20 protein-coding genes are annotated in these 25,577 nt (G+C 67.2%); 12 read left to right on the top strand and 8 right to left on the bottom strand.

Annotation, left to right across the window (positions count from 1 at the left end; all coding sequences use genetic code 11):
• The first annotated feature begins 14 nt into the window (after positions 1 to 14).
• From ACP7EY_RS09555 to ACP7EY_RS09540, 4 genes are all read left to right on the top strand, one after another.
• The gene (locus ACP7EY_RS09555; RefSeq protein ID WP_426192809.1) at positions 15 to 2,972 is read left to right on the top strand and encodes a TonB-dependent receptor domain-containing protein; all 2,958 of its coding nucleotides are present in this window, start codon (positions 15 to 17) and stop codon (positions 2,970 to 2,972) included.
• A gap of 170 nt (positions 2,973 to 3,142) precedes the next feature.
• The gene (locus ACP7EY_RS09550; RefSeq protein ID WP_426192807.1) at positions 3,143 to 3,289 is read left to right on the top strand and encodes a hypothetical protein; all 147 of its coding nucleotides are present in this window, start codon (positions 3,143 to 3,145) and stop codon (positions 3,287 to 3,289) included.
• Positions 3,290 to 3,292: 3 nt separating this feature from the next.
• The gene (locus ACP7EY_RS09545) at positions 3,293 to 3,427 is read left to right on the top strand and encodes an STY0301 family protein (RefSeq protein ID WP_426192996.1); all 135 of its coding nucleotides are present in this window, start codon (positions 3,293 to 3,295) and stop codon (positions 3,425 to 3,427) included.
• A 146-nt stretch (positions 3,428 to 3,573) separates the two neighbouring features.
• Positions 3,574 to 4,356 carry a nuclear transport factor 2 family protein gene (locus tag ACP7EY_RS09540; protein WP_426192805.1) on the top strand — a complete coding sequence of 261 codons (783 nt, stop codon included), beginning with the start codon at positions 3,574 to 3,576 and terminating at the stop codon, positions 4,354 to 4,356.
• A gap of 21 nt (positions 4,357 to 4,377) precedes the next feature.
• Here ACP7EY_RS09540 and ACP7EY_RS09535 read toward each other — a convergent pair whose 3' ends face one another.
• The 6 genes from ACP7EY_RS09535 to ACP7EY_RS09510 all read right to left on the bottom strand — a co-directional run bounded on the left by ACP7EY_RS09535 (position 4,378) and on the right by ACP7EY_RS09510 (position 14,500).
• On the bottom strand, positions 4,378 to 9,534 hold the full coding sequence (locus tag ACP7EY_RS09535; RefSeq protein ID WP_426192803.1) for a diguanylate cyclase: 5,157 nt from the start codon (positions 9,532 to 9,534) through the stop codon (positions 4,378 to 4,380).
• 110 nt (positions 9,535 to 9,644) lie between these two features.
• Positions 9,645 to 10,454, bottom strand: coding sequence for a substrate-binding domain-containing protein (locus ACP7EY_RS09530; RefSeq protein WP_426192801.1), 810 nt, complete (start codon positions 10,452 to 10,454; stop codon positions 9,645 to 9,647).
• 29 nt (positions 10,455 to 10,483) lie between these two features.
• Positions 10,484 to 11,158, bottom strand: coding sequence for an energy-coupling factor ABC transporter ATP-binding protein (locus ACP7EY_RS09525; protein WP_426192799.1), 675 nt, complete (start codon positions 11,156 to 11,158; stop codon positions 10,484 to 10,486).
• Positions 11,155 to 11,862, bottom strand: coding sequence for an ABC transporter permease (locus ACP7EY_RS09520; RefSeq protein ID WP_426192797.1), 708 nt, complete (start codon positions 11,860 to 11,862; stop codon positions 11,155 to 11,157). Before ACP7EY_RS09520 ends, ACP7EY_RS09525 begins: the two co-directional genes overlap by 4 nt.
• 11 nt (positions 11,863 to 11,873) lie before the next feature.
• Positions 11,874 to 12,746 carry a formate dehydrogenase accessory sulfurtransferase FdhD gene (locus ACP7EY_RS09515; RefSeq protein ID WP_426192795.1) on the bottom strand — a complete coding sequence of 291 codons (873 nt, stop codon included), beginning with the start codon at positions 12,744 to 12,746 and terminating at the stop codon, positions 11,874 to 11,876.
• A gap of 125 nt (positions 12,747 to 12,871) precedes the next feature.
• Positions 12,872 to 14,500, bottom strand: a complete 1,629-nt coding sequence (locus tag ACP7EY_RS09510; protein ID WP_426192793.1) for an OFA family MFS transporter — start codon at positions 14,498 to 14,500, stop codon at positions 12,872 to 12,874.
• 274 nt (positions 14,501 to 14,774) lie between these two features.
• On the opposite strand from ACP7EY_RS09510, the gene ACP7EY_RS09505 reads away from it, so the two are divergent.
• From ACP7EY_RS09505 to ACP7EY_RS09470, 8 genes are all read left to right on the top strand, one after another.
• Positions 14,775 to 15,596 (top strand): IclR family transcriptional regulator, encoded by an 822-nt coding sequence (locus ACP7EY_RS09505; protein WP_426192994.1) that lies wholly within the window; start codon positions 14,775 to 14,777, stop codon positions 15,594 to 15,596.
• Between the two features lie 16 nt (positions 15,597 to 15,612).
• Positions 15,613 to 16,773, top strand: a complete 1,161-nt coding sequence (locus tag ACP7EY_RS09500; protein WP_426192790.1) for an acyl-CoA dehydrogenase family protein — start codon at positions 15,613 to 15,615, stop codon at positions 16,771 to 16,773.
• The gene (locus tag ACP7EY_RS09495; protein WP_426192788.1) at positions 16,773 to 18,311 is read left to right on the top strand and encodes a class I adenylate-forming enzyme family protein; all 1,539 of its coding nucleotides are present in this window, start codon (positions 16,773 to 16,775) and stop codon (positions 18,309 to 18,311) included. Before ACP7EY_RS09500 ends, ACP7EY_RS09495 begins: the two co-directional genes overlap by 1 nt.
• A gap of 68 nt (positions 18,312 to 18,379) precedes the next feature.
• A complete protein-coding gene (locus tag ACP7EY_RS09490) occupies positions 18,380 to 19,534 on the top strand; it encodes an ABC transporter substrate-binding protein (RefSeq protein WP_426192992.1) in 1,155 nt (384 codons plus the stop codon).
• Between the two features lie 30 nt (positions 19,535 to 19,564).
• Entirely contained in the window at positions 19,565 to 20,437 is an 873-nt protein-coding gene (locus ACP7EY_RS09485; RefSeq protein WP_426192786.1) for a branched-chain amino acid ABC transporter permease, read from the top strand.
• Positions 20,434 to 21,378, top strand: coding sequence for a branched-chain amino acid ABC transporter permease (locus ACP7EY_RS09480; protein ID WP_426192783.1), 945 nt, complete (start codon positions 20,434 to 20,436; stop codon positions 21,376 to 21,378). The genes ACP7EY_RS09485 and ACP7EY_RS09480 overlap by 4 nt, the downstream gene beginning before the upstream one ends.
• On the top strand, positions 21,371 to 22,078 hold the full coding sequence (locus ACP7EY_RS09475; RefSeq protein ID WP_426192781.1) for an ABC transporter ATP-binding protein: 708 nt from the start codon (positions 21,371 to 21,373) through the stop codon (positions 22,076 to 22,078). The genes ACP7EY_RS09480 and ACP7EY_RS09475 overlap by 8 nt, the downstream gene beginning before the upstream one ends.
• Positions 22,079 to 22,089: 11 nt before the next feature.
• Entirely contained in the window at positions 22,090 to 22,791 is a 702-nt protein-coding gene (locus tag ACP7EY_RS09470; protein ID WP_426192990.1) for an ABC transporter ATP-binding protein, read from the top strand.
• Between the two features lie 5 nt (positions 22,792 to 22,796).
• On the opposite strand, the gene waaF is transcribed toward ACP7EY_RS09470, so the two are convergent.
• Together waaF and msbA are read right to left on the bottom strand one after the other, a co-directional pair.
• Positions 22,797 to 23,822, bottom strand: a complete 1,026-nt coding sequence (gene waaF / locus ACP7EY_RS09465) for a lipopolysaccharide heptosyltransferase II (protein WP_426192779.1) — start codon at positions 23,820 to 23,822, stop codon at positions 22,797 to 22,799.
• On the bottom strand, positions 23,823 to 25,556 hold the full coding sequence (msbA, locus tag ACP7EY_RS09460; protein ID WP_426192776.1) for a lipid A export permease/ATP-binding protein MsbA: 1,734 nt from the start codon (positions 25,554 to 25,556) through the stop codon (positions 23,823 to 23,825).
• Positions 25,557 to 25,577 lie beyond the last annotated feature (21 nt).

Below are 25,577 nucleotides of genomic sequence, written 5' to 3'. Positions count from 1 at the left end.
CAAAGGGAGATGTTGTGAAATATTTAACTGCAAAGAAATCGAAGACATGCAAGACCCAGCAGCGCTGGTCGTATGCGGCCCTGATTGCGTGCCCTGCACTCCTGCTGGCTGTCCCGGCGACCAGCTACGCCAACGGGGATCAGGAGGTCGCAGTTTCGACTGAGAAAGATCGCGACAGCACAATACAGGTTGTCACGGTTACCGGGTCGAACATCCGGCAAGCACAAAATTCGGTTTCATCGTCGCCCATCACCGAGGTGGGAGAAAATCTCATCAAGGGTACGGCATCGATCTCCATTGGAGATGTATTAAATAGCATCCCTTCAATCACTTCCGGTATCTCCTCGTCATCGAACAATACCTCTGTCGGCGGCGACGCCGCCAACGTTGGCGTGGCGACGACCTCGCTGCGCAATCTGGGGTCGGCACGAACACTGGTTCTCGTCAACGGTCGCCGCTACGTCTCGGGCGTATCGGCCAACACCGGCTATGGCGTCGACCTCAACAGCATTCCTACTTCACTGATTCAACGTGTCGATGTGCTTACGGGCGGACAGTCGGCAATTTATGGTTCCGATGCCGTTGCTGGTGTCATTAACATTATCACGAAGAAAAATTTCAGCGGCTTTGAATTCAACGCTTTCGGCGCCGGAGCAGAAGCGGGTGGCGCAGGACGAAAAAACGTCGACATGACCTTCGGACGAAACTTCGAATCGGGCAATGCGTGGATCTCCGCCGGCCAGTCCAGGGAAAACGCATTGCGCTCGTCGGAACGGGCTTTCGCAGCCTATGAGCAAGCCTATATCGATGCCGACAAAGATGGCATTCGCGAATCGATCGCGCGGCGCAACGGGCCTGCCCACGTGCCTGGTGCGGCGCTGATTGCGCCGAATGGCTTGTCGATCTTCGGTAACGGCGCCAAATTCAATACGAATCAACCGTTGCTTGATTCTAACTATACCCCTCAGGGAGCGGCCGACTGGGACAACCAGAACGCGCGCCGATTCCTGGTGGCGCCGTATCAGCGCAACTATGTCGCCTCTGGCCTGAACTTCGACCTGAGTCCCACTTCCCGTATCGATGTCGAACTGAACTACAGTGGCACTTCCTCTTCGGTGGCCCTGGAGCCGGCGCCGGTATCGGTCGTCAGCGATGTGTTTCGTGTCGCAACGGGCGGCAAGACCGGCATCAATGTTGCCACCAGCCCGTACTTTGTCGGCAGCAGCGCCGGCGCGCAGCTGGTCAATGCCCTGGGCGCCGACACCTCGCTCGACCGTGTTCAGACGTTCAAGCGACTGACCGAATTCGGCGACCGGACGGTGGCGAACAAGCGAAACACGTTCAGGATCGCGACCGGTCTGACGAACGACCTGAGCAGCGGAATGTCGCTCAAATCGACCGCGGTGTATGGCGTGACCTTGCAAACCCAGACCAACACGGGTGACTTTAGTATCCCCAATTTCCGCAACGCCGTCACGATCGTACCTGACGGCAAGGGTGGCTATCAGTGCGCTGATGCGGTAGCGCGCATTGAAGGCTGTAAGCCGGTCAACCCGTTTGGCACCAGCGACAGTCTGGCAGGCAAAGCCGGCATTACCGGATTTTCACCGGAAGCCATCAAGTATCTGACCATCGCTACCGGTCAGACGGCCGAAATCAAGCAAACCGTTCTGAACAGCGTTCTGTCCGGCGCGCTGCCATTCTCGATTTCCGACAAACAGCCGATCAACTTCGCAGCCGGCGTGGAATACAGAAAAGAGCAAGCCCAGGAAACACCGGATGCTTATCGGCAGCAGGGTCTTTCCCGGGACCTGCAGGTGTCAGCGATATCCGGTCAGTTCGATGTCAAGGAAGCCTTTGCCGAAATCGACGTGCCGGTTGCTCGCTGGCTGAGCGTGGATCTGGCGGCTCGCCTGGGTTCGTACTCGACCATTGGCACTGCGCCCACCTATCGCCTGGGCATCAACGCGCCCGTCATGGACAGCCTTCGCTTCCGGGGCAGCTGGTCCAAGTCGGTACGGGCGCCGAATATCAATGACCTGTTTTCCAACGGCACCACTAGCACTGCCGGGTCGAACACCGATGTATGCAATGGCGTGACTGCAAGCACTGCCGGCAATGTTGCCCAGAATTGCCGTTCGATCCCTGCGGTTGCGCGCCGTATCGCCAGCCTCGGTTCGTACACGCTGGTTGGGTCGGAAGCGAACAACACGCGCCTGTTGCAGGCCGGTTCATCGAGTCTGCGCGAGGAGACCGCCAATTCCGTGACGCTTGGCGCGGTGTTTACGCCGGTACGCGGCCTGTCGTTCTCGGCCGATTACTTCGACATCTCGATCAAGAATGGTATCACCCGTGACACTGCGGATGTGTATGTGCGGCGTTGCTATGGCGCCGCCGCCACTTCGTTCGATCCGACCTGCGGTGGTAACCTGGTGCGCGATATCAATGATGGTCCGATCCTCAATTTGCGCTCACCGCTGATCAACGCCGCCAATATCACCACGCGTGGCGTCGATCTGGAGCTGGACTATTCGCGGCCGAATTTCAACTTTGCCGCATACGCCAACTACTTGAATCGCTACGATGTGACCAACTCGACCGGCGCTGTCGAGAAATTCGTGGACCGTCCCCTCTTTCCGAAGTGGCGACTGTCGTTCAACGGCACCTACAAGGTAACGAAACAGTTCGAAGTATTCTCGCAAGTTCGCTATCGTAGTTCGACCAAGGCGTTTCTGGAGGCGAACAACTTGTCCGAGGATTTGAACAAGCTCAATTCAGCGACCTATGTCGACCTGCGCTTCAATTATCGAATCACCGATAACCTGGATGCCTATGTGGGCGTCAATAATCTCGCTGACGCTCAGCCGGACATCAACCCACGCGATGCGGCTACCGGCACCAATACGGAGCCACGGGCCTACGATGTGATCGGGCGACAGTACTTTGTTGGTCTGAGGGCCAAGTTCAAGTAACCGGGCCAGAACTGGCGGGGCTGCTTTTTGGCCCCGCGCGCGGCCGCCGCCTGGCGCCCGCAGCTAACCCACTGTTTGCGCAGCGGCCGTTCTGCGGCTGCCACCACTGAACCTTGTTGCTGTCGGGGTCGATGCCGGCGGCAAGGGCCAGGCGCTGGTGGTCAACGCATGTGGCGGCGCTCCTGTATCTGCGTGCCGCCGGCGCAGCGCCGGCCGCACCCGACAAGGGCGCGGCGCTGCGCGAGGCCTCGTCCCGTCGTGGCCCCGCCGGCCAGGTCGATCACTACAAGTTCGATGGTCCTTTCGTCGATGGCTAATGGATCGCGTGCAGCCACGCTGCCTTGAACGAGGTCACACTGTCGCGCCGCCTGCCTGACAACACCGCGCAGTGCCTTGTCACCACGTGCAAGGGCGACAAGGCCGGGCAGAGCGCGGTGCACATCGACTGCGACTAGAACGCCCGGGCACAACGCTTATCGCCGTTTGCCACCACTGATGCATACAAGACGACCACTCGTCCTTTCAGCCCGGCAGTCGGGGCGGCCCTGCCGCTACAGTCATCGCCTCTCCACTTACTGCCCCGCACGGCGGGGCGACGACGATGAAAACGACGATCACGACCATGCTGCTCGCCAGCGCCCTGCTGGCCCCCCTCACCCACGCCGCCGGCCCCAAGGCGGGCTGGGAAGCCGAGGTGCGCAGCTTCGACGCGGCCTATTGGGCCGCCTACAACCAGTGCGACCTCAAGGCCCTGCGCGCGATGCACAGCGACGACCTGGAGTTTTATCACGACGCCGGCGGACTGCGGCGCGGCAAGAGCGCGTTCGAGGCGGCGATGGCGAGCAATATCTGCGCCAATCCCGCGCGCAAGGTGCGCCGCGAAGCCATCGCCGGCACCGTGCAGGTGTTTCCCATGATGGAAAACGGCGCCCTGTATGGCGCCGTCGTCGAGGGCAATCACCGCTTCTACAATGCCGCCCCCGGCAACGCCGAGGTGCTCACCGAGCGCGGCCGCTTTACTTCGCTGCTGCTGCTCAAGGACGGGCACTGGACGGTGGCGCGGGCGATGAGCTACGCGCATGCGCCGGCGCCAGCGGCGGCCACGCTGGCCGAAGTGGCAGCGGCGCCGGGTGCCCTCGCGCTGCTGGCCGGCACCTACACGGCCACGGACAAGATGGTGCTGACCGTCAAACCGGCCGGCAATGGCCTGCTGGTGCTGGCCGGCGGCAGCACCTTCGCCCTCTATCCCACCAGCGTCAACAACTTCGCCATGAAAGAGCGCGACATCCAGGTCAGTTTCACGGTCGATGCCGGCGGCAAGGGCCAGGCGCTGGTGGTGCGCGAACGGGGGGCGATCGTGGCGCAGGCGGCGGCGAACCGGTAATCAGGACGGTGGCACGGGCGCTCAGGGCGCGGCCAGCACCACCATGTTGCGCCCGCCCGCCTTGGCCGCGTACAGCGCCGCGTCGGCCGCGTGCAGCAGGCCATCGGCAGCGGCGGTGGAGGTGGGCAGGACCACCGCCACGCCCACGCTGATGCTGACGACGGCATTCGGCACGGCCGCATGGGCCAGCGCCAGGGTGGCGATGGCGGCGCGCAGGTGCTCGCCCACCTGGACGGCGTCGGCCGCCGCGGTGTCGGGCAGCACCACGCAGAATTCCTCGCCACCGTAGCGCGCCACCAGGTCGCCCGGGCGGCGCAGCACGCCCTGCAGGGCCGCCGCCACCTGGGCCAGGCAGGTGTCGCCCGCCTGGTGGCCGTAATGATCGTTGTATTTCTTGAAGTGGTCGATGTCGAGCATGATCACGCCGATGCTGGCGCCGGCCCGCTGGCAGCGCGACCATTCGCGGCGCAGCACGTCGTCGAAGTGGCGCCGGTTGGCCAGGCCGGTGAGCGAGTCCGTCACCGACAGGGTGGCCAGCTGGCGGTTGGCCTCTTCCAGCTGGGCGGTGCGTTCGGCCACCCGCGCCTCGAGACGGTCGTGCATGCGCGCGTGGGCGATCGAGATCATCGCCTGCGCCCCCAGCATGCCCAGGAACTCCACCCGCTCCTGCGTGAAACAGCCTTCGACCAGGCTGTTTTCGAGGTACAGCAGGCCATCGATGCGGCCGCCCTGGCGGATCGGCAGGCACATCACGGAGCGGGCGCCGTGCGCACGCACGTGCGGATCGTTGGCGAACAGGGGCGCGTCGGCGATGCGCTCTTCGATGACGGCGGCGCCGCTGCGCAGTACGTAGCGCAGCACCGACAGCGGCAGCGGCAAGGTGTCGGTGACGACGCCGCCGAACAGATCCACGGGCCGCCCCAGCAGGACGCGCGCGCCATCGCCGTCGATGTCCGCTTCCAGCCGCCACACCGCGCTCTCGCCGTCGCCCTCGCGCAGCAGCAGGCGCGCCACCTGGGCGCCGGCATTCTCGCGCACGATGTCGATCAGGCGGCCCAGCACCGCGCCCAGGCCGATCTCGTTGCCCAGCGCCTGCGCCGCCTTGAGCAGCGAGGCCAGGTCGAGCGCCTCGTTGCCGGCCACGCGCGCGGCGGTGCCGGTCCCGACGCCGCCGGACGCGCTCAGCGTGGACGGCGCCCCCGCATAGGGCGCGCGCCCCAGCCGCGCCAGCGGCGACGCCTGCAGCAGGGCGACCTTGGCGTGGGCGCCCCACTGGCGATAGCGGCCGATGGCGTCGCGCAGGAACACCGCCGCCACTTTCGGCTGGCCCTGCTCGACCCAGAACTGGGCGCACAGCTCATGGGCCAGCGCCTGGATGTTGACGTAGCCGGCCTCGCCGGCGCCGTCGGCCGCCGCCCGGTAGGCATCCACGGCGGTGGCGACATCGCCGGCGTTCCTGGCCCGCTCGGCCAGCACCAGCGCGTATTTCGGTCCCACGTTGGCGGGAGCGTGCCGCGCCCAGCCGGCCAGCTGCCCCACCAGCGGCGCCAGCCGCGCTGCGATGGCGGCGCGCGCTTCGTCGTCGAGTGCGCCGGCCGGCGCGCGCAGGGCGCGCAGCCAGATCAGGGCCGCATGGAAGGTCGCCTCGGGCACCTTTGCCTGGCCACGCATCGATTGCGCCACCAGCGGCAAGCGCAAGGCCAGCGCCTCGGCGTCGGCGCTGGCGAACAGGCAGGCGTTGCGGATCTGGCCCTGCAGGTAATACGCCTGGTACAGATTCGAATTGCCGTAGCGGGCCAGGAAATCGGCTTCGTCGAAGTACAGGTCGGCGGCGGGCGCGGCCACTCCCATCAGCGCCAGGATCGGCTGCACGGCGGCAGCAACGCAGCAGTCGGCCATCGATTGCTGGCCGTTGGCGCGCATCAGCGCCAGGTCGCGCCTTACGCTCTCGAGCAGGTCGGGCAGATAGGCGCCCAGGGCGATGCGATCGGTGGCGCGCACCGCCGCCACCACCCCGACCTGCACGTAGTCGCCGATTTCCAGCGCCCAGCCGAACGCCTCGTCGTACAGCACATCGGAGTCGCGCAGGGGCCGCGTCCAGTGGCTGGTGGCAGCGCCGAACATCAGGCTCGACAAGGTGCGGGTCTGCAGATTGTCGCGGCTGCGGGCCAGCCGCACGGCCATCGCGCCGAAGCGGTAGGCGATCGCCGGATCGAAACCGCGCACCACCTGCATCATGGCGAAGCCGGTGTAGCCGACCGCCGTGAAGTCGCTGTTGCCCTTGTCGATCGACAGCCGCGTCATCGCCATGATCATCATCGTGCACAGCGCCTGCTGGCCGGCGTAATAGCCGGCCATCCACAGCCCCTGCATCATCTGCATGGCCGCCACGGCGGCCGCATCGACCATCTCGGGGGCGCCCAGCAAGGCGTCGATGACGGCATCGACGGCGGCGCCGCCGCCGGCGGTCTGCGCGGCGCGCAATTGCTCGAACTGGCGCTCCGCTTCCTGCACCAGTTCGGCGGCGTCCTCGGGCAGCCCGAAGCCCAGCAGCGCCAGTCCTTCACGCTGGACCGCGATGGCATCGAGCAGGCGGCCCTGCAGCTGGTACTGGTGGGCCTGCACGATGATGCAGCGGGCATGCTCGAGGCGGTCGACGCTGCACGCGCGCACGCGCGGGTAGATCGCTTCGGCCTGGGCGAAATCGCCGCACAGGTAAGCCGCTTCGGCCGCCCCCAGCGCCAGCTCGAACCACAGCCCGTGATGGGGCCCGCTGGGGCGCGCCGCCTGCCAGCCGGGCTGCAGGCCGGCCGTCGGCAGCAGCGACAGGCCGATGTCGTGGTGCGACAGCGCCGCGCCGAAGGCCGCCGAGCGGCGCGCCTTGACCGCCGCCAGGTGGTTCAGGCGCGCCAGCTCGAAGCGCTCGTCGGCGTCGTCGATCAGCTCGCGGCCGGCGTTGATCTGCTCGACGATGCCGAACAGGTTGGCCTCGCGCTGGGCCGGGGTGGCGTGGGCCAGCAGCAGGCGGCCGATGCCCAGGTGGCGCGCGGCGCGCTCGGCCGGATCGGCCATCAGGTAGGCGGCCTGCTGCACGCGGTCGTGCAGGAAGCGGTAGCCGATGCCGCCCTGGGCGTCGGCGTCGGCATCGGGCGGCTCGCCGCCCGCTTCGGCAGCGCTGTGGGCGCCATCGCGCGCCAGGTATTTGTAGCGGCCGTCGAGCGGCTGCACCAGCCCCGCCTCTAGCGCCGGCCACAGCGCCGCCTGCGCCGCCGCCGGCGCCAGCTGGGCCACCACGGCCAGCGTGTCCAGGTCGAAGCGGCTGCCGATCGAGGCGCCCAGTTGCAGCAGCGAGCGCGCCGTGTCGGGCAGGCGGCCGATCTTGGTGGCGAGCAGGTCGCCGACGTTGTCGGTGGTGTGATGAAAGTCGATGGCGGCCAGGTCCCAGTTCCAGCAATCGCCGGCGGCGTCGTAGCGCAGGTGGCCCTGCTCGGCCATCGCCTGCAAGAACTGGTTGAGAAAGAACGGGTTGCCGCCGGTCTTGCGGTGGCATAGCCGCGCCAGCTCGAGCAGCGCGGCGGCGGCGCTGTCGGCGCGCAGGGCGTCGCCCAGCAGCGCGGCCACCTGCTGCACCGTCAGCGCCGCCAGGTCGATGACGGCGACCGGCAGGGCGTCCCGTTCAAGGCGCGCGCGCATCGCCGACAGCGGGTGGCCGGGACCGGTCTCGTTGTCGCGGTAGGCGCCGATCAGCAGCAGATTACCGCCGCCCTGGCGCCGCACCAGCAGCTCGATCATGCGCAAGGTCGGCGCGTCGGCCCACTGCAGGTCGTCGAGAAACACCACCAGCGGCTGGCCGGGCGCCTTGAAGACGTCGATAAACTGCGGCAGCACGCGCGCCAGCCGGGCCTGGGCCTGCCCCGGCGAGAGGGGCGCGGCGGCCACCACCGGCCCCACCACCAGCGCCAGCTCCGGCAGCAGTTCGACCATCACGCCCAGCCCGGCGCCCAGCGCCGCATGCAACTGGCGGCGGCGCGCCGCCAGTTGCGCTTCCGGTTCGCCCAGCAGCTGATGGACCAGCGTGCGCAGCGCTTCGATCAGGCTGGCATACGGCACGTCGCGCCGGAACTGGTCGAATTTGCCGGCCAGGAAGGCGCCGCGGCGCGCCACGATGGGCTTGTGGACTTCATTGACGACGGCCGACTTGCCGATGCCGGAATAGCCGGCCACCAGCAGCAGTTCGGTGCCGCCCAGCGCGGCGCGCTCGAACGCCGCCATCAGGGCGGCCACTTCGCGCTCGCGCCCGTACAGGGTCTGCGGCATCACGAAGCGCGCGCTGCGATCGGCCAGCCGCGCCGGCTGCGGCGCCCGGGCATCGCGGCAGGCTTCCAGGTCGGCCTTGAGCGCGCCCAGGCTCTGATAGCGCCGTTCGGCGTCCTTCTCGAGCAGGCGCTGCAAGATCACCAGCAGGCCGTCGGGCAGCGTGCGCAGGGCCGGCAGGTCCCAGGCCGGCGCGCGCGCAATGTGGCAGTGGATCAGCTCCATGGCGTCGGCGGCGACAAACGGTGGGTGCCCCGCCAGCAGCGTGTACAGGGTGGCGCCGATGGCGTACAAATCGGCGCGGTAGTCGAGCAGGCGGTTCATGCGGCCGGTCTGCTCGGGCGCCATGTACGCCAACGTGCCTTCGAGCGCGTGCGGATGGACCATCCCTTGCGCTTCCTGCGGCAGCTCGCTGGCGATGCCGAAGTCGATCAGTTGCAGGCGCGCCGCCTCGGCGTTCCACACCAGGTTGGACGGATTGATGTCCTTGTGGATGATGCCCTGGGCGTGCACCGCCTCGACGGCGTCGCACAACTGCACGGCGATGGCAAAAAATTCGCTGGGCGCCAGCACACGCCGGCGCAGCAGCTTGTCGAGGGCGATGCCGCCGATATCGGCCAGCACCATGGTCCAGCGCCCGCCCGCCTGGGTCAGCGACAGCGGCGCCACCACGCCCGCGTGGGCGCAGCGGCGGGCGATCTCGAATTCGCGGCGGAAGCGGGCACTGTCCTGGAACGAGGGGAATTCCTGGTTCGGCTGCTTGACGATGAGCGCGGCGCCATCCCTGCCGCGCGCACGCAGCACGCGTGAACGCGCACTGGTGTGTAGCTGGTCAAGTAGGTCGAAGTCTGGCGCCGCGCTCATGGTGTGGCTGGCGCCGTGTGGCGCCGCCTTTGTTGCGATTTTACAAGTATAGCCGATCACTGCCCTGCCATAGGGCGTTCCCGTAACAGTGACCGGCGCAGGACAGGGGCTTATTTCGCCGTCGGGAAGAACAACTGCTGGCCGGCCGGTTTGAAGGCGGCGATGCGGGCCTGGCCTTCGGCGGAGGTAATCCAGTCGATCAGCAGCCTGGCGCCCTTGTAGTTCACGCCGGGGTGCCTGGCCGGGTTGACGGCGATGATGCCGTACGGGTTGTACATCGACTTGTCGCCCTCGACCACCACCTCCAGCCCCGTCTTGGCCTTGTAGGCGCCGTAGGTGGCGCGGTCGGTCAGGGTGTAGGCCTGCAGTTCGGCGGCCATATTGAGCACTTCGCCCATGCCCAGGCCGGCGGAGAGGTAGTTGGTGCCGGCCGGGATCACGCCGGCCGCCTTCCAGTAGGCCTTCTCCATGATGTCGGTGCCGGAATTGTCGCCCCGCGAGATGAACTTGGCGCCGCTGCCGGCGATCTTGCGAAACGCCGCCAGCACGTCCTTGCCGCCCTTGATACGGGCCGGGTCGGCGCTGGGGCCGGCGACGATGAAATCGTTGTACATGACGTCGCGGCGGTCGATCCCCCAGCCGTCAGCGACGAACTTGTCTTCGGCGGCGCGGGCGTGCACCAGGGTGACGTCGACGTCGCCGTTCTTGCCCAGTTCGAGGGCCTTGCCGGTGCCGACCGAGATGACGTTGACCTTGGTGTTGGTCTTCGCCTCGAACACGGGCAGCAGCCAGCCCAGCAGGCCGGAATTGTCGGTGCTGGTGGTGGTCGACAGGCGGATCACCATCGGTTCGGCGGCGCCGGCCAGGTTCGAGACGAACGAGGCGGCGATCAGGAGGGCTAACAGGCTGCGGCGTTTCATGGGGGACTCCTTGGGTGACAGTGGATGGATCAGGGGGTCTGGCGGTATTCAATATGGCCGTCGCGCAGCTTGATGCGCTGCACGCCGGGCAGGCCGATCAGGTCGGGATCGTGGCACGCCATGATGACGCTGCTGCCGGCCTTGATCAGGGTGGGAATGAGCGCGATGACCTGCTCGCGGGCGGCGCCGTCGAGATTGGAGGTGGGCTCGTCGAGCAGCAGCAGGCGTGGCCGCAGCACTTTGGCGCGCGCCAGCGCCACCCGCTGTTTCTCGCCGCCCGACAGGCTCACCGGATCGCTGTGCCGCAAGTGGTCGACGCCGGCCCACGCCATCGCCTCGTCCACCGCCGATTGTACGAGCTTCTGGTCGACCCCGCGCGCACGCAGGCCGTAGCCGATGTTGCGCGCGACGCTGGTGGAGAACATGATGGGATGCTGGTGCACGTAGGCCACCGCCGCGCGCAGGGCCGCCGGATAGGGCGACAGCGCCAGCGGACGGCCGTCGAACCAGACCGTGCCCGCCTCGGCCGGCTCGAGCCCGGCCAGGATGCGCAGCAAGGTGCTCTTGCCGGCGCCGTTCACCCCCGTCAGGGCGTAGGCGCTGGCGGCGTCGATGGTCAGGCGCTCGATGGCGAACAGCGTGCGCGCTTCGCGCCCGCTGCCAAACTGCTTGCGCAACTGCTCGATGACCAGCAGCGCGCTCACAGGCGGCCCCGCGCGGCGTGGGCGTCGCCCTGCAGCAGCATCAGGGCGCCGTTCATCAGCAGGGCGATCGCCACCAGCACCATGCCCAGCGCAATGCCCTGGGCGAATTCGCCCTTGCTCGTCTCGAGCGCGATGGCGGTGGTGATGGTGCGCGTCTCGCCGGCGATATTGCCGCCCACCATCAGCGCGCAGCCCACTTCCGAAATCACCCGGCCAAAGCCGCTGATGATGGCGGCCATCACGCCGAAGCGCGCTTCGTGCAGCACCGTCGTCATCACCCGCCAGCGCGAGGCGCCGTGGGCGATCGCCGTTTCGGCGTAGCGGGGATCGGCCGCCTGCACCGCCGCCAGCGTGAACGCCACCAGCACCGGCACGGCGATGACGAACTGGCCGGCGATCACGCCGGGCTGCGAAAACAGCCACTGCAGGCCGCCCAGCGGGCCGTGGCGCGACAGCAGCAGGTACAGCAGCAGGCCAATGAGCACGGTGGGCAGCGACAGCGCCGCCTGCGCCAGCCAGATCAGCACGCGGCGCCCGCGAAAACGGTGCGCGGCGATGGCGTAACCGGCCACCACCGCCACCGGCGTGGCCAGCAGCAGACCGACGACGGCGGTTTTCAGCGAGATCCAGATGATTCGCCACAGCGCGGCGTCGCCGGCCAGGAACAGGGCGAACGCGCCGCGAATGGCGTCGAGCAGATTCATGGGCGCTGCAGTTACAGGGGGCGCAGGGCCGCATCGAGCAGGCCCGGCTCGAACACGATGCGCTGCTGGCCCGACAGCACCAGGAAGTGCTTGCCCGAGCAGCGCGAGAGCAGCGACATGCCGACCCGCTCGGCCACCATGTGGCCCATCTGGGTGGTGCCCGAGCGCGACAGCAGGAACGGAATGCCCATTTGCGCGCCCTTCATGACCATCTCGGAGGTCAGGCGCCCGGTGGTATAGAACACCTTGTCGCCGCCGCCCATATCGTCGAGCCACATGCGCCCGGCGATGGCGTCGACGGCGTTGTGGCGGCCGACGTCCTCGAAAAAATGCAGCAGCTCGCCGTCGCTGGAAAACAGGGCGCAGCCGTGCACCGAGCCGGCCTGCTTGTAGATCGAGTTCTGGGTGCGGATGGTATCGACGATTTTATAAATGACCGACTGCGCCAGGCGGGCCGCGGGCGGCAGCGATATCTGCTCGATTTCGTCCATCAGGCCGCCGAACACCGAGCCCTGACCACAGCCGGTGGTGACGACTTTTTTTGCCGTTCTCGCCTCGACGTCGGCGATGCCGTTGCGGGTGACCACGGCCACCGCGTCGACCGACCAGTCGACCTGCACCGATTCGATCTCGTCGATCGATCGCACCAGGCGCTGGTTGCGCAGGTAGCCCAGGGTGAGCGCCTCGGGCGCCCCGCCCAGCGTCATCAGGGTCACCAGTTCGCGCTTGTCGACATACACGGTGAGGGGGCGCTCGGCCGGGATGGCGATGGTGGAACGGCGGCCACGTTCGTCGACCACCTCGACATCATGGGTGAGCGCGGCGCTCGCCTGCGACAGGATCGGGCGAGGTGGGAGGGCAAGCGGGAAGGATGGGGGCGGCATGCCGTGATTGTGCCATAGCGTGAAAAAGCCGGGGCCACGCTGCATGCGCGGCCCCGGCTTTTTCGGGGGGATCGGACGGTTAATTTTGAAAAACCTGACCGCGGTCAGGTCTGCCGAAACCGCTATCAGTGGAACAGCACGACCGCCTTTTGCAGGGTGATCCAGATGCCGATCGCCAGCGGGATGCCCACCACCGCCCAGGCCAGCGCGATCGCCACCGGCGAGGTGACACTGGTGCTGACGGCGCCACCGGTGCCGGACGAGCCGTTGATGTCGCGGTCGTGCGCCAGCCGCTTCTCTTCGGCCAGTTCGGCCTCGCTCATGAAGTGCTTGTCGGCGACCGGGCGCACCAGTGCATTGCACAGCAGGCCCAGGGCGACGATGCCGGCCAGGATGTACATGGTGACGTCGTAGACCTGCGCCTTCGGCACGCCGTGGGCGAGCTGGTATTCGCGGATGTAGGTCACCAGCACGGGACCGAACACCCCGGCCACCGACCAGGCGGTGAGCAGGCGGCCGTGGATGGCGCCCACCATCTGGGTGCCGAACAGGTCGGCCAGGTAGGCCGGCACGGTGGCGAAGCCGCCGCCGTACATCGACAGGATGATGCAGAAGAAGGCGACGAACAGGGGCAGGTTGCCCGCATGGGCCATCGACGGGATGAAGGCGTACAGGAGCAGGCCCAGGCCCAGGAAAATGAAATACGTGTTCTTGCGGCCCAGGTAATCGGAGATCGACGCCCAGAAGAAGCGCCCGCCGATATTAAACAGCGACAGCAATCCCGTGAAGCCGGCGGCGATGGCCGCGGTCTGGCCCAATTGCGCGGGAGTGAGCGAGGCGAAGCCGCCGTCGACGCCGATCAGGCGGCCGCCGAACACTTCCTGGATCAGCGGCGAGGACATGCCGAGAATGCCGATGCCGGCGGTGACGTTCAGGCACAGCACGCCCCACAGCAGCCAGAACTGGGGAATCCCCCACACTTTACTGACGTGCACATGGCGCCGGGTGATCATGGCATTGGCCGCCTGGTTGACGGGCGGGGTCCAGCCGGCCGGTTTCCAGCCGCTGGCCGGCACCCGGTACGACAGCGCGCCGCCCATCATGAAAATAAAATAGATCACGGCCATGGTGAGGAAGGTTTCGTACACGCCCACCGAGGTGGGGGTGGCGAAGTACTTCATCAGCTTGTCGGCCAGCGGCGCGCCAATCATGGCGCCGCCGCCGAAGCCCATGATGGCCATGCCGGTGGCCATGCCGCGGCGGTCGGGGAACCACTTGATCAGGGTCGAGACGGGGGAAATATAGCCGAGCCCCAGGCCGATGCCGCCGATCACGCCGGACCCCAGCCACATCAGCCAGATCTGGTGGGTCTTGATGCCGATCGCCGAAATGACCATGCCGCCGCACCAGCAGATGGCGGCGACGACGCCGGCCTTGCGCGGACCGGCGTGTTCGAGCCAGCCGCCGAAGACGGCGGCGGACGAACCGAGCAGGACGAAGAACAGGGTGTACATCCAGCCCAGCATCGAGATTTTCCAGTCGCAGTCGCTGGCGAAGACCTGGGCCAGGAAACCCATCTCCGGCGCGCAGGCCAGCGATTTGCTGATGCCGATGGCTTTCGACAGGGGCAGCCAGAACACGGAAAAGCCGTAGGCCATGCCGATGCAAAGGTGAATGGCCAGCGCGGCCGGGGGTACCAGCCAGCGGCTAAAGCCTGGGCCGGCGATGGTGCGGTCTTTATCGAGAAATGACATGTGTCTCCACTCCAGTGTGATCCTGGCCGCCGCCCGTCCGCCATCGGCCGGACGCGACTGGATTGTTTTTATCTGGAAAGCATACCATGGTGCAATAGCAACATCACGTGGCAATAACGTGACAAGCGCGGTGCAGAGAAATTTTCCAACAGGAATTTATGTGTTCCGCTGTGCGAACTGACGTTTTGAAATTCGATTGACGGGCGCCCAAAGCCGGTTCACACTGCCACGCAATGCAAGCAGCGAGGCGACCATGGCAGCACAGATCGATGTAATGCGGGACTACGCCGCCTTCGAGGGCGAGGATGGCGACGGCGGCGGTGACGGTGACGGCAAGGACCGCCAGTTCGTCAATGCGCTCGCGCGCGGGCTCGAAGTGCTGCGCTGCTTCCGTCCCGGCGAACAGTTCCTGGCCAACGCCGAACTGGCCCGGCGCTGCGGCATCCCCAAACCCACCATATCACGGTTGACTTACACGCTGACCAGGCTGGGCTACCTCAATTACTCGGAACACCTGGGCAAATACCAGCTGGGCGCCGGCGTGCTGGCGCTGGGCTACCGCATGCTCTCGAGCTTCGACGTGCGCACGCTGGCGCGCGGCCCGATGGCCGAACTGGCCGAGTATGCGCAGGCCTCGGTGTCGCTGGGCACGCGCGACCGCCTGAGCATGGTCTACATCGAAACCTGCCGCAGCAGCGCCAACGTCACCTTGCGCCTGGACGTCGGTTCGCGCATCCCCATCGCCACCACCGCGATGGGCAAGGCGCTGCTGTGCGTGCTACCGCAGGCCGAGCGCGATTACCTGCTCGATCACGTGCGCCAGCACGAGCCGGAACGCTGGCCGCGCATCAAGGCCGGCATCGAGCAGGCCTACAAGGATTACCAGGACCTGGGCTTTTGCGTCTCCGCCGGCGAGTGGCAGAGCGACGTCCACGCGGTCGGCGTGCCCACCTTCGGCGCCGACGGCGAGCAACTGCTGGCGTTTAACTGCGGCGGCCCGGCCTTCCTGTTCTCGCGCGACAAACTGGTGGGCGAGCTGGGCCCGCGCCTGGTCAGCCTGGTCAAACAACTCGAAACCCAATTAGGGCGCGGCTGAACCCGCGCACACCACCATGATCCGTGACGAAGAAACCCTGTCGATCCTGTTAGATAGCATTGCCCGCTTCGTGCGCGAAGTGCTGGTGCCGGCCGAGCATGGGGTCGCCGAGAGCGACACCATCCCGCCCGCCATCGTCGCCCAGATGCGCGAACTGGGCCTGTTCGGCCTGTCGATCCCGGAAGCCTACGGCGGCTTCGAGCTGACCATGGAAGAAGAAGTCCGGGTGGCCTTCGAGATCGCCCGCACCTCGCCCGCCTTCCGCTCGCTGATCGGCACCAACAACGGCATCGGCTCGCAAGGCATCGTCATCGACGGCACCGCCGAACAGAAAGCCCATTACCTGCCCAAGCTGGCGGCCGGCGACATCATCGGCTCGTTCGCCCTGACCGAGGCGGGCTCCGGTTCGGATGCGGCTTCGCTGCGCACCAGCGCCGTGCTCGAGCCAGCGGGTACCCATTACCTGATCAACGGCGCCAAGCGCTACATCACCAATGCGCCGGAAGCGGCCATCTTCACGGTGATGGCGCGCACCGACCCCACCCTGCGCGGGGCCGGCGCCATTTCCGCCTTCATCGTCGAGCGCGACACGCCAGGCCTGTCGCTGGGCAAAATCGACCGCAAGATGGGCCAGCAGGGCGCGCACACCTGCGACGTCATCTTCGAGAACTGCCGGGTGCCGGTGGCCAACCTGATCGGCGGCAAGGAGGGGGTGGGCTTCAAGACCGCCATGAAAGTGCTCGACAAGGGCCGCCTGCACATCGCCGCCGTCTGCGTGGGCGCGGCCGAACGGATGCTCGACGACGCCCTGCGCTACGCGCTCGAGCGCCAGCAGTTCGGCCAGCCGATCGCCGAGTTCCAGCTGATCCAGGCCATGCTGGCCGACTCCAAGGCGGAGATCTACGCGGCCAGGTCGATGGTGATCGACGCCGCCCGCAAGCGCGACAACGGCGACGACGTCTCCACCGAGGCTTCGTGCTGCAAGCTGTTCGCCTCCGAGATGTGCGGCCGCGTGGCCGACCGCTCGGTGCAGATCCACGGCGGCGCCGGCTATATTTCCGAGTACGCGGCCGAGCGCTTCTACCGCGACGTGCGCCTGTTTCGCATCTACGAAGGCACCTCGCAGATCCAGCAGATCGTCATCGCCCGCAACATGATCCGGGCGGCGCGCAAATAATGGACACCGCGGCCCTGCTCGCTGCCCTGCCCGCGCGCATCGACGCCATCGTGCGCGCGCGGGCAGCGGCCAGCCCCGCCGCCGTCGCCCTGAGCGAAGCGGGCCACGCCGTCAGCTACGCCGCCCTGGCGCAGCAGATCGACGCCCGCGCCGAATTGCTGCGCGCACTGGGCGTGCGCGGCGGCGACCGCGTGATGGTGGTGGGCGAGAACTGCGTCGACCAGGTGGCCTTGATCTTCGCCTGCGCCACCATCGACGCCTGGAGCGTTGCCGTCAATGCGCGCCTGTCCGGCGCCGAGATCAACAACCTGCGCGCGCACAGCGGTGCGCGCCGGGTGCTGTACCTGGCCGCCGTGTCGCCCGAGGCGCGCGCCCATGCCGTGCGCGCTGGCGCCAGCGCGCACGGCGAACTGCTGGTCGGCGCCCTCAACGCCGATTGCACGCCGGAGCCGGTCAACACTGGCAACGACCAGGTGGCCGCGCTGATCTACACCACCGGCACCACCGGCCACCCGAAAGGGGTGATGCTGACCCACCGCAACCTGCTGTTCATCGCCGCCGTCTCGAGCACGCTGCGCGGGCTGACGCCGGCCGACCGCGCCTATGGCGTGCTGCCCATTTCGCACGTCTACGGGCTGGCCTCGGTGATGCTGGGCACCCTGTACGCGGGCGCCTGCGTGTGCCTGGCGCCCCGCTTTTCCGCCACCGCCATGCTGCGCGCCATCGTCCACGAGCGCCTCACCATCCTGCAGGGCGTGCCGGCGATGTATGCGCGCCTGCTCGAACTGGCGGGCGGCCCCGTCACCTCGCGCCTGCGCTTTCTGTACGCGGGCGGCTCGCCGCTCGATCCCCTGCTCAAGCAACAGGTCGAAAAGGTGTTCGGCATCGCGCTGCACAACGGCTACGGCATGACCGAGTCCTCGCCCACCATCAGCCAGACGCGCCTGGACGCACCGCGCAACGACACCTCGGTGGGCCAGGTGATCGACGGCGTGGCCGTGCGCATCGTCGACGCCGGTGGCGCCGATGTCGCGCCGGGCGAGGCGGGCGAATTGTGGGTGCGCGGACCGAACGTCATGGCCGGCTACTACCGCGAGGCGGCCATGACGGCGGCCACCATGCGCGACGGCGACTGGCTCAACACGGGCGACATGGCGCGCCAGGGGCCTGACGGCGCCCTGTTCATCGTCGGCCGCACCAAGGAACTGATCATCCGCTCGGGCTTCAATGTCTACCCGCTGGAAGTGGAAACGGTCCTGAACGCGCACCCGGGCGTGGCCCAATCGGCGGTGGTGGGACGCCCGGCCGCGGACGGCAACGAGGAAGTGGTGGCGTTTATCGAGGCCGATCCGGCCCGGCGGCCCGACGAGGCGCAACTGCGCGCCTTCCTGGCCACGCGCCTGTCGCCCTACAAATGCCCGAGCCGGATCGTCATCATGGACACGCTGCCGGCGGCGGCCACCGGCAAGATTTTGAAGGGCCGCCTGAAAACGATGGCGGCAGAACTACCAGGCAGCAGCGGGGATGCGCGTCCCTGAGGCATGCTTGACACCAGCAGCATCCTAAAAAAAACCATCAGCAAGGAGACAGCAAGATGAACACATCGATGAAAAAAATCGGCCTGGCGGCACTGGTCGCATCGGCCTGCAGCTTCGGCGCCAGCGCCGAGGAAATCAAGGTCGGCGCGGAACTGCCGCTGACCGGTTCGCTGGCGCGGGTCGGCGCCGGCATGCAGGAAGGAATCATGGTCGCGGCCGAGGTTTTCAATAAAACCAACGGCAAGCACACCATCAAGATCGTCACCATCGACGACGAATCGGCGCCCGCCAAGGCCATCGCCGCGGTCGAAAAACTCGCCAGCGACGGCGTGGTGGCGATCACCGGCGGCTACGGCAGCAACAACATTTCGCCCGCCTCGGACGCCGCCAACAAGCTCGGCCTGGTCTACATCACCTCCGGCGGCGTCGACGACGCCCTGGTGGCGGCCGGCCGCAAGAACTTTTTCCGCATCAATAACTCGGCCGGCTACGAAAAAGCCATGGTCGGCATGCTCGCCGACGTGGGCGCCAAGTCGGTGTCGATCATCTATTCGACCAAGGACGCCACCTCGGGCCTGGCCAAGGATGTCGAGAAGACGCTGGCGGCGAAGGGCGTGAAAGTGTCGATGCACAGCTTCGATCCCGCCATCACCGATTTCAAGCCGATCATCAACAAGGTCAAGCTGCAGGACAAATCGGAAGTGATCGCCATGGTCGGCTACGAGAACGACTACGTTGGCATTTTGCGCGCGGCGCGCGTGCTCAAGCCGGCCGTCAAGGCGATGGTGGGGGTCTGGTCGCTGGCCACGCCGAAGATGGCGGCCGACTTTCCCGACCTGATGCCGAACGTGTACGGCACCGCCCTGCTGCCGTTCCCGGCCGAATTCAAGACCGCCGACGGCAAGGCTTTCGCCGATACCTACAAGGCGCTCTACAAGAAAGAGCCTGACTACCTGGGCCAGTTCGGCTACGTGCAATCGATGCTGCTGTTCGAAGCGATCGCGCGCGCCGCCGACAAGGGCACCCTGAAAAAAGGCGGCGTCGCCGAGGAAATGCGCAAGACCGACCGCGAGACCCTGATCGGCCGCGTGCAGTTCGGCGCCAACGGCGACAACCCGAACTTCGTCCACCGCATGGGCCAGCACCAGGACAAGAAGATCGTCATCGTCTGGCCGAAGGAAACCGCGACCGGCAAGATGGCCTATCCGGCCACGCCCTGGTAAGGCGCCTGTTCCCATCACAGAGACGACGACATGACTGAACTGATATTGCAGGCCCTGTATTCGGGCCTGCTGCAGGGTGGCTCCTACGCCCTGATCGCGCTCGGCCTGGCACTGGTGTTCGGCACCATGAAGGTGATCAACCTGGCGCACGGCGAACTGGTGCTGCTGGCCGCCTACATCGCCTACGCGGTCGAATCGGGACTGGGGCTCGGGCCCATGTTCGCCATCCCGATCGCGCTGGTGGTGGTGTGCATCGCCGCCGTGCTGGTCTATTCGGTCGTCAGCCGCATCAAGCAGGACCGCGAGATCAACTCGCTGATCCTGACCTACGGCATCGGCGTCATCCTCACCAACCTGATCCTGCTGATCTGGCACGCCGACGTGCGCTCGACCTCGTCGACCTGGCTGCAGGAAGCGTTCGTGGTGGGTCCCCTGTACAGCATGCGCAGCGAGCTGATTTTCTTCGGCGTGTCGATCGTGCTGATGGTGGCGCTGTGGTGGTGGCTGTCGCGCTCGTGGTACGGGCGCGCCGTGCGGGCCGTCTCGAGCAACCGCGACGCCGCCAAGCTGATGGGCATCGATCCGGGCCGCACCGAACTGGTCTCGTTCATCGTCGCCGGCGTGCTGGCGGCGTTTGCCGGGGTCGCCCTGTTCAGTTACGGCGTGATCCAGCCGGCCTACGGCGGCGCCCTCACCGTCAAGGCCTTCATCATCACCGTGCTGGCCGGCGTCGGCTCGATTCCCGGCGTGCTGCTGGGCGCCATCCTGCTGGGCGTGGCCGAAGCGCTCACCGTCACCCTGGCCAGTTCGGCGCTGCAGGAACTGGCCGGCATGGGCTTGTTCCTGCTGGTGTTGTTCGTCATGCCCAACGGCCTGTTCGGCGCGGCCCGGAGGCGCGGATGAAACACCGCCTCGCCATCACCGCCCTGCTCGTCGTCGCCTACCTGGTGGTGCCGTTCGCACTGGGCGCGAACAACTACATCATGAGCATGATCGTCGCCGCCCTCATCATCGGCGGGGTCGCCATGTCGTGGGCCCTGCTGGGCAACCTGGGCGGCATGGTCAGCTTCGGCCACGCCGCCTTCTTCGGCGTGGGCGCCTATGTCTCGGCCATCGTCACCGTCAAGCTGGGCGTGCCGGTGCTGCTGGGGGTGCTGCTGGGCGGCGTGGGCGCCGTGCTGGCCTCGGTCGTCATGCTGCCCGTGCTGCGCCTGCGCGGGCCGTATTTTGCCCTGGCCATCCTCGCCTACGCCCATATCTTCCGCATCCTCGCCACCGAATGGACGTCGGTGACGGGCGGCTCGGGCGGGGTGTCCGGCATCCCCGGTTTCCCGGTGCTGTTCGGCTTCGACTTCGGCAACAAGCTGGGCGCCTACCTGATCGCGCTGACGCTGGTGGTGCTGTTCGCGGTGATGTACCAGCGCATCCGCGCCAGCTACTACGGCATCGCCCTGCGCGCCATGCACGACAGCGAAGACGCCACCCGCGTGGTGGGCGTGAACAGCACCCTGCTCAAGGGGGCCATGCTGATGGTGTCGGCCTTCATCGCCGGCGTGTTCGGCGCCGTCAATTCGCACTACATCAATTTTCTCGAGCCCGACTACGCCTTCAGCGCCCTGTGGGTCACCCTGCCCATCGTCGCGGCGATCTTCGGCGGCTACCGCACCATCCTCGGCCCCGTCATCGGCGCGCTGGTGGTGTACCTGGCCGACCAGCTGATCTTCAAGAGCTACCTGCCGACCGGCCACCAGCTGGTGCTGGGCGTGCTGCTGGTGGCGATGATCGTGTTCCGGCCCGCGGGTCTGATGTCGCTGTTCAAGAAGAAGGGCGGCGCCCATGCTTGAACTGAAAAACGTCTCGGTGCGCTTCGGCGGCCTGACCGCCGTCAATGACGTCTCCCTCACCATCGCCAGCAACGACGTGATCGGCCTGGTCGGCTCGAACGGCGCCGGCAAGACCACCCTGTTCAACGCCATCTCCGGTCTGGTGCAGCCGACCTCGGGCAGCATCGTCTTCGGCGGGCGCGACATGCTCGGCGCGCCCATGTACCAGCGCGCGCGCATGGGCATCGGCCGCACCTTCCAGGTACCGCAGCCCATGCACGAGCTGACGGTGCGCGAAAACCTGCTGGTGGCGCAGCGCTTCGGCACCGGCCGCGTCGACGCCAGGCGGCTCGACGAGATCCTCGAATTTACCTCGCTCACGGCCAAGGCGGGACGCGACGCCGCCACCGAACTGGCGCTGACGGAACTGAAGGCGCTGGAAGTGGCCAAGGCGCTCGCCACCGACCCGCAGCTGCTGCTGCTCGACGAAGTGCTGGCGGGGCTCGAGACCACCGGCAAGCGCCGCTTCATGGGCATGCTGCGCGATCTGCACACGCATTTCAACGTGGGCATCGTGATGATCGAACACGATATCGAAACCATCAGCAGCCTGTGCCCGCGGGTGGCGGTGCTCAACTTCGGCCAGCTGATCGCCGACGGCACCCCCGACGCGGTGTTCCGCGATCCGGCGGTGATTCAAAGTTATACGGGAGCGGCGTGATGGCACCATCGATGCTGGAATTGACGAACGTACGGGCCGGCTACGGCGCCATCAATGTGCTGTGGGATGTCAGCCTGTCGGCCGCGCGCGGGCAGCTCACCACCATCATCGGCCCCAACGGCGCCGGCAAGACCACCCTGCTGCGCGCCATCATGGGCCTGGTGCCGGTCAGCCACGGCGCCATCAGCCTGGCCGGCCAGCCGCTGGCGGGCAAGCGCACCTGGGACATGGCCGATCTGTCGGTGGCGATGATCCCCGAGGGCCGCATGGTGTTTCGCGACATGAGCGTGGAAGAAAACCTGACCATGGGGGCGTTTCCGAAGGCGCAGCGGGGCCACCTGGCGGCGCGGCTGGAGGAAGCTTATGTGATGTTTCCCCGCCTGCGCGAACGGCGCCGCCAGCTGGCCGGCTCGCTCTCGGGCGGGGAGGCGCAGATGCTGGCGATGGCGCGCGGCCTGATGTCGGACCCGTCGCTGCTGATCATCGACGAGCCCTCGCTGGGCCTGGCGCCGCTGGTGGTCAACGAGCTGTTCGAGATCCTGGCCCGCCTCAAGGACGGCAAGCGCACGCTGATCCTGGTCGAGCAGAACACCGAGCGGGCGGTGGCAGTGGCCGATCACGTGTACCTGATGCAAAGCGGGAAGGTGGCGCTGTCGCAGCCGGCGGCCGCCGTGGACCTCGAGCACCTGCACGCGCTGTATTTCGCGCGCTGAGCCGCTTATTTCACCAGCATGGGCCGCAAGGCCTGCCACACCAGCGCCGGCGCCAGCTGCTTCATGCAGTCGTGGTGCCCCAGCGGGCAGGTGCGCTGTTTGCACGGCGCGCACGCCAGCCGCAGTGAAATCGACGCCGCCAGGTCCGAGAACGGCGGCGCGTGATCAGGGTCGGTGGGACCGTACAGGGCCACCACCGGCCGATTGAGCGCCGAGGCGATGTGCAGCAGGCCCGAATCGTTGGCAATGACGGCGTCGGCGCGCGCGATCAGGGCGATCGCCACCTCGAGCCGGGTGGCGCCGGCCAGGTTGACCACGCTGGCGCTGTCGGCCAGCAGGCGCACTTCCTCGCCTGCCGCCTGGTCCTTGGGCGAACCGAGCATGACGATCTTCACGCCCGGGTGGGCGTCGAGGATGGCGTGCGCCAGCGCGGCGAAGTGGGCGGCCGGCCAGCGCTTGGCGGCGCCGAACTCGGCGCCGGGGGCGAACACCACCAGCGCCTGGCCGGGAGCGAGCCCGGCACCGGCGGCGGCGGCGTCCTGCGCCGCCGCGCCCACCTGCATGCGCGGCTTCAGGCCACCCTGCAGGGGCGCCGACGGCGGCGCCGCCAGCGCCCCGTAAAACGCCACCATCGGCCGCGCCGGCACCTCGTCGTGGTGCATGACGTTGATCAGCCCATAGCGCGATTCGCCCTTGTAGCCGACCCGGGTGGCAATCCCCGCCAGCCACGGGATCAGCGCATATTTGAGCGTGTTGGGCAAAATGTACGCGGCCGCGTAGCCGCGCCGGCGCAGCGCGCGGGCGTACTGCCAGCGTTGCTTCAGTTGCAGCGCGCCGTGGCGAAACGGCGTCTCGAGCACGCTGTCGACTTCGGCCATCGCCCGCCACACGGGCGCCACCGACGGCGCCGCCAGCACGTCGATGGGGCGATCGGGCTGCGCCTGCTTCAGGCGCCGCAGCAAGGGCTGGGCCATCACGGCGTCGCCGATCCAGTTGGGAGAAATGACCAGGGTGCGCATCGGTGCGTCCATCTACGCGGCCTCGGAAAACTGCAGGCGGTACAGGTTGGCGTAGGTGCCGCCCTTGGCCAGCAATTCGTCGTGGCGACCCGTTTCGACGATGCGGCCCTGGTCGAGCACGACGATGCGGTCGGCCCGTTCGATGGTCGACAGGCGGTGCGCGATGACGACCGTGGTGCGCCCCGTCATCAGCGCGTCCAGCGCCGCCTGCACGGCGCGCTCGGACTCGTTGTCGAGCGCCGAGGTGGCCTCGTCGAGGATCAGGATGGGCGCGTCCTTGTAGATGGCGCGGGCGATCGCCACGCGCTGGCGCTGGCCGCCCGACAGGCGCAGACCGTTTTCGCCGATCGGCGTGTCGACGCCCTGCGGCAGGCCCGCCACCACCTCGTTCAGGTGCGCCGCCGTGATGGCCGCCTGCAGGCGCGCCTCGTCGACCTGCTCGGCGCCGTAGGCGATGTTTGCCTTGAGGGTGTCGTCGAACAGCACCACGTTCTGGCTGACCATGGCCAGCTGGGCGCGCAGGCTGGTGAGCGTGATGTCCTGGTAGGCCACGCCGTCGAGCACAATGCGACCCGACTGCGGCGCGAAAAAGCGCGTGAGCAGGTTGACGAAGGTCGATTTGCCACCGCCCGAGACGCCCACCAGCGCCACCGTCTGCCCCGGCAGCACGTCGAGCGAGACGCCGTCGAGCGCCAGGCTGCTCGCCTGCGGGTACTGGAACGACACGTTTTCGAAGCGCACATGGCCGCGCGCGCGTTGCAGGACGGTGCTGCCGTGGTCGTCCTCGGCGGGGGCGTCGATGATGTCGAACACGGTTTCGGCGGCGATCATGCCGCGCTGCATGGGGCCGTTCACTTCGACCAGCGCCTTCAGGGGCTGCAACAGCATCAGCATGAGGGTAATAAAGTTGGTGAATTCGCCCACGCTCATGTTCGAGCGGATCGCCAGCACGATCACCACCGACACCGCCAGCGCGGTGGCGATCTGGGTGATCGGTACGGTGGCGGCGTGGGCCACCGTCATGCGCTGCGAAAAACCGCGCAGGGCGGCGCTGCGCGCTGCGAAGCGCTTGCGCTCGTAGCGCTCGCCGGAAAACACGCGGATCACCTGGTGCCCGCGCGCCGCCTCTTCCACCACCTGGGTCATCTCGATGGTGATGCGCTGGTTGTCGCGGTTCAGGCGGCGCAGGCGGCCGGTGGTGGTGCGCACGATGACGGCGGTGGCCGGCACCACCACCAGCGCCACCAGGGTGAGCTTCCAGTTCAGCAGCATCAGGCCGATCAGCAGGCCCGCCACCACCATCGAGTCGCGCACGAAGGCGAGGAACACGGAGTTGATCATGTCGACCACCTGGCGCACGTCGCCGATGACGGTGTTGATGATCTTGCCCGTCGACTCGTGGGCGAAGCGCGCCACCGGCAGGCGCAGCACGCTCTCGAACACCATGGCGCGAATGTCGTTGAGGACGCGGCTCATGACCCAGTTGTTCAGATAGGCGGTGGAAAACGTGAAGACCCCGCGCAGCACGAAAATGGTCAGCAGCACCGCCGGCACCAGCCACAGGCTGAACGGCTCCCGGTGGGGGCCGAAACCGCGGTCGAGCAGCAATTCGAGCGCCTTGCCCAGCAGGGGCTGGGTGGCGGCCGTACCGGCCATCGCCAGCAGCGACAGCAGCGCGCGGCCACGGTAGGGCCAGACCACGGCGGCCAGGCGTTTGGCGATGTTCTTGTTTTCCGTCGATTCCACGTTGTCACTTTCACGATGCGC

The organism is Massilia sp. DWR3-1-1 (assembly GCF_049898325.1).
Taxonomy (GTDB): Bacteria; Pseudomonadota; Gammaproteobacteria; order Burkholderiales; family Burkholderiaceae_D; genus JAFCUW01.
Note: the sequence above shows the minus strand (reverse complement) of the source record. Positions and strands in the feature narration are given on the sequence as shown.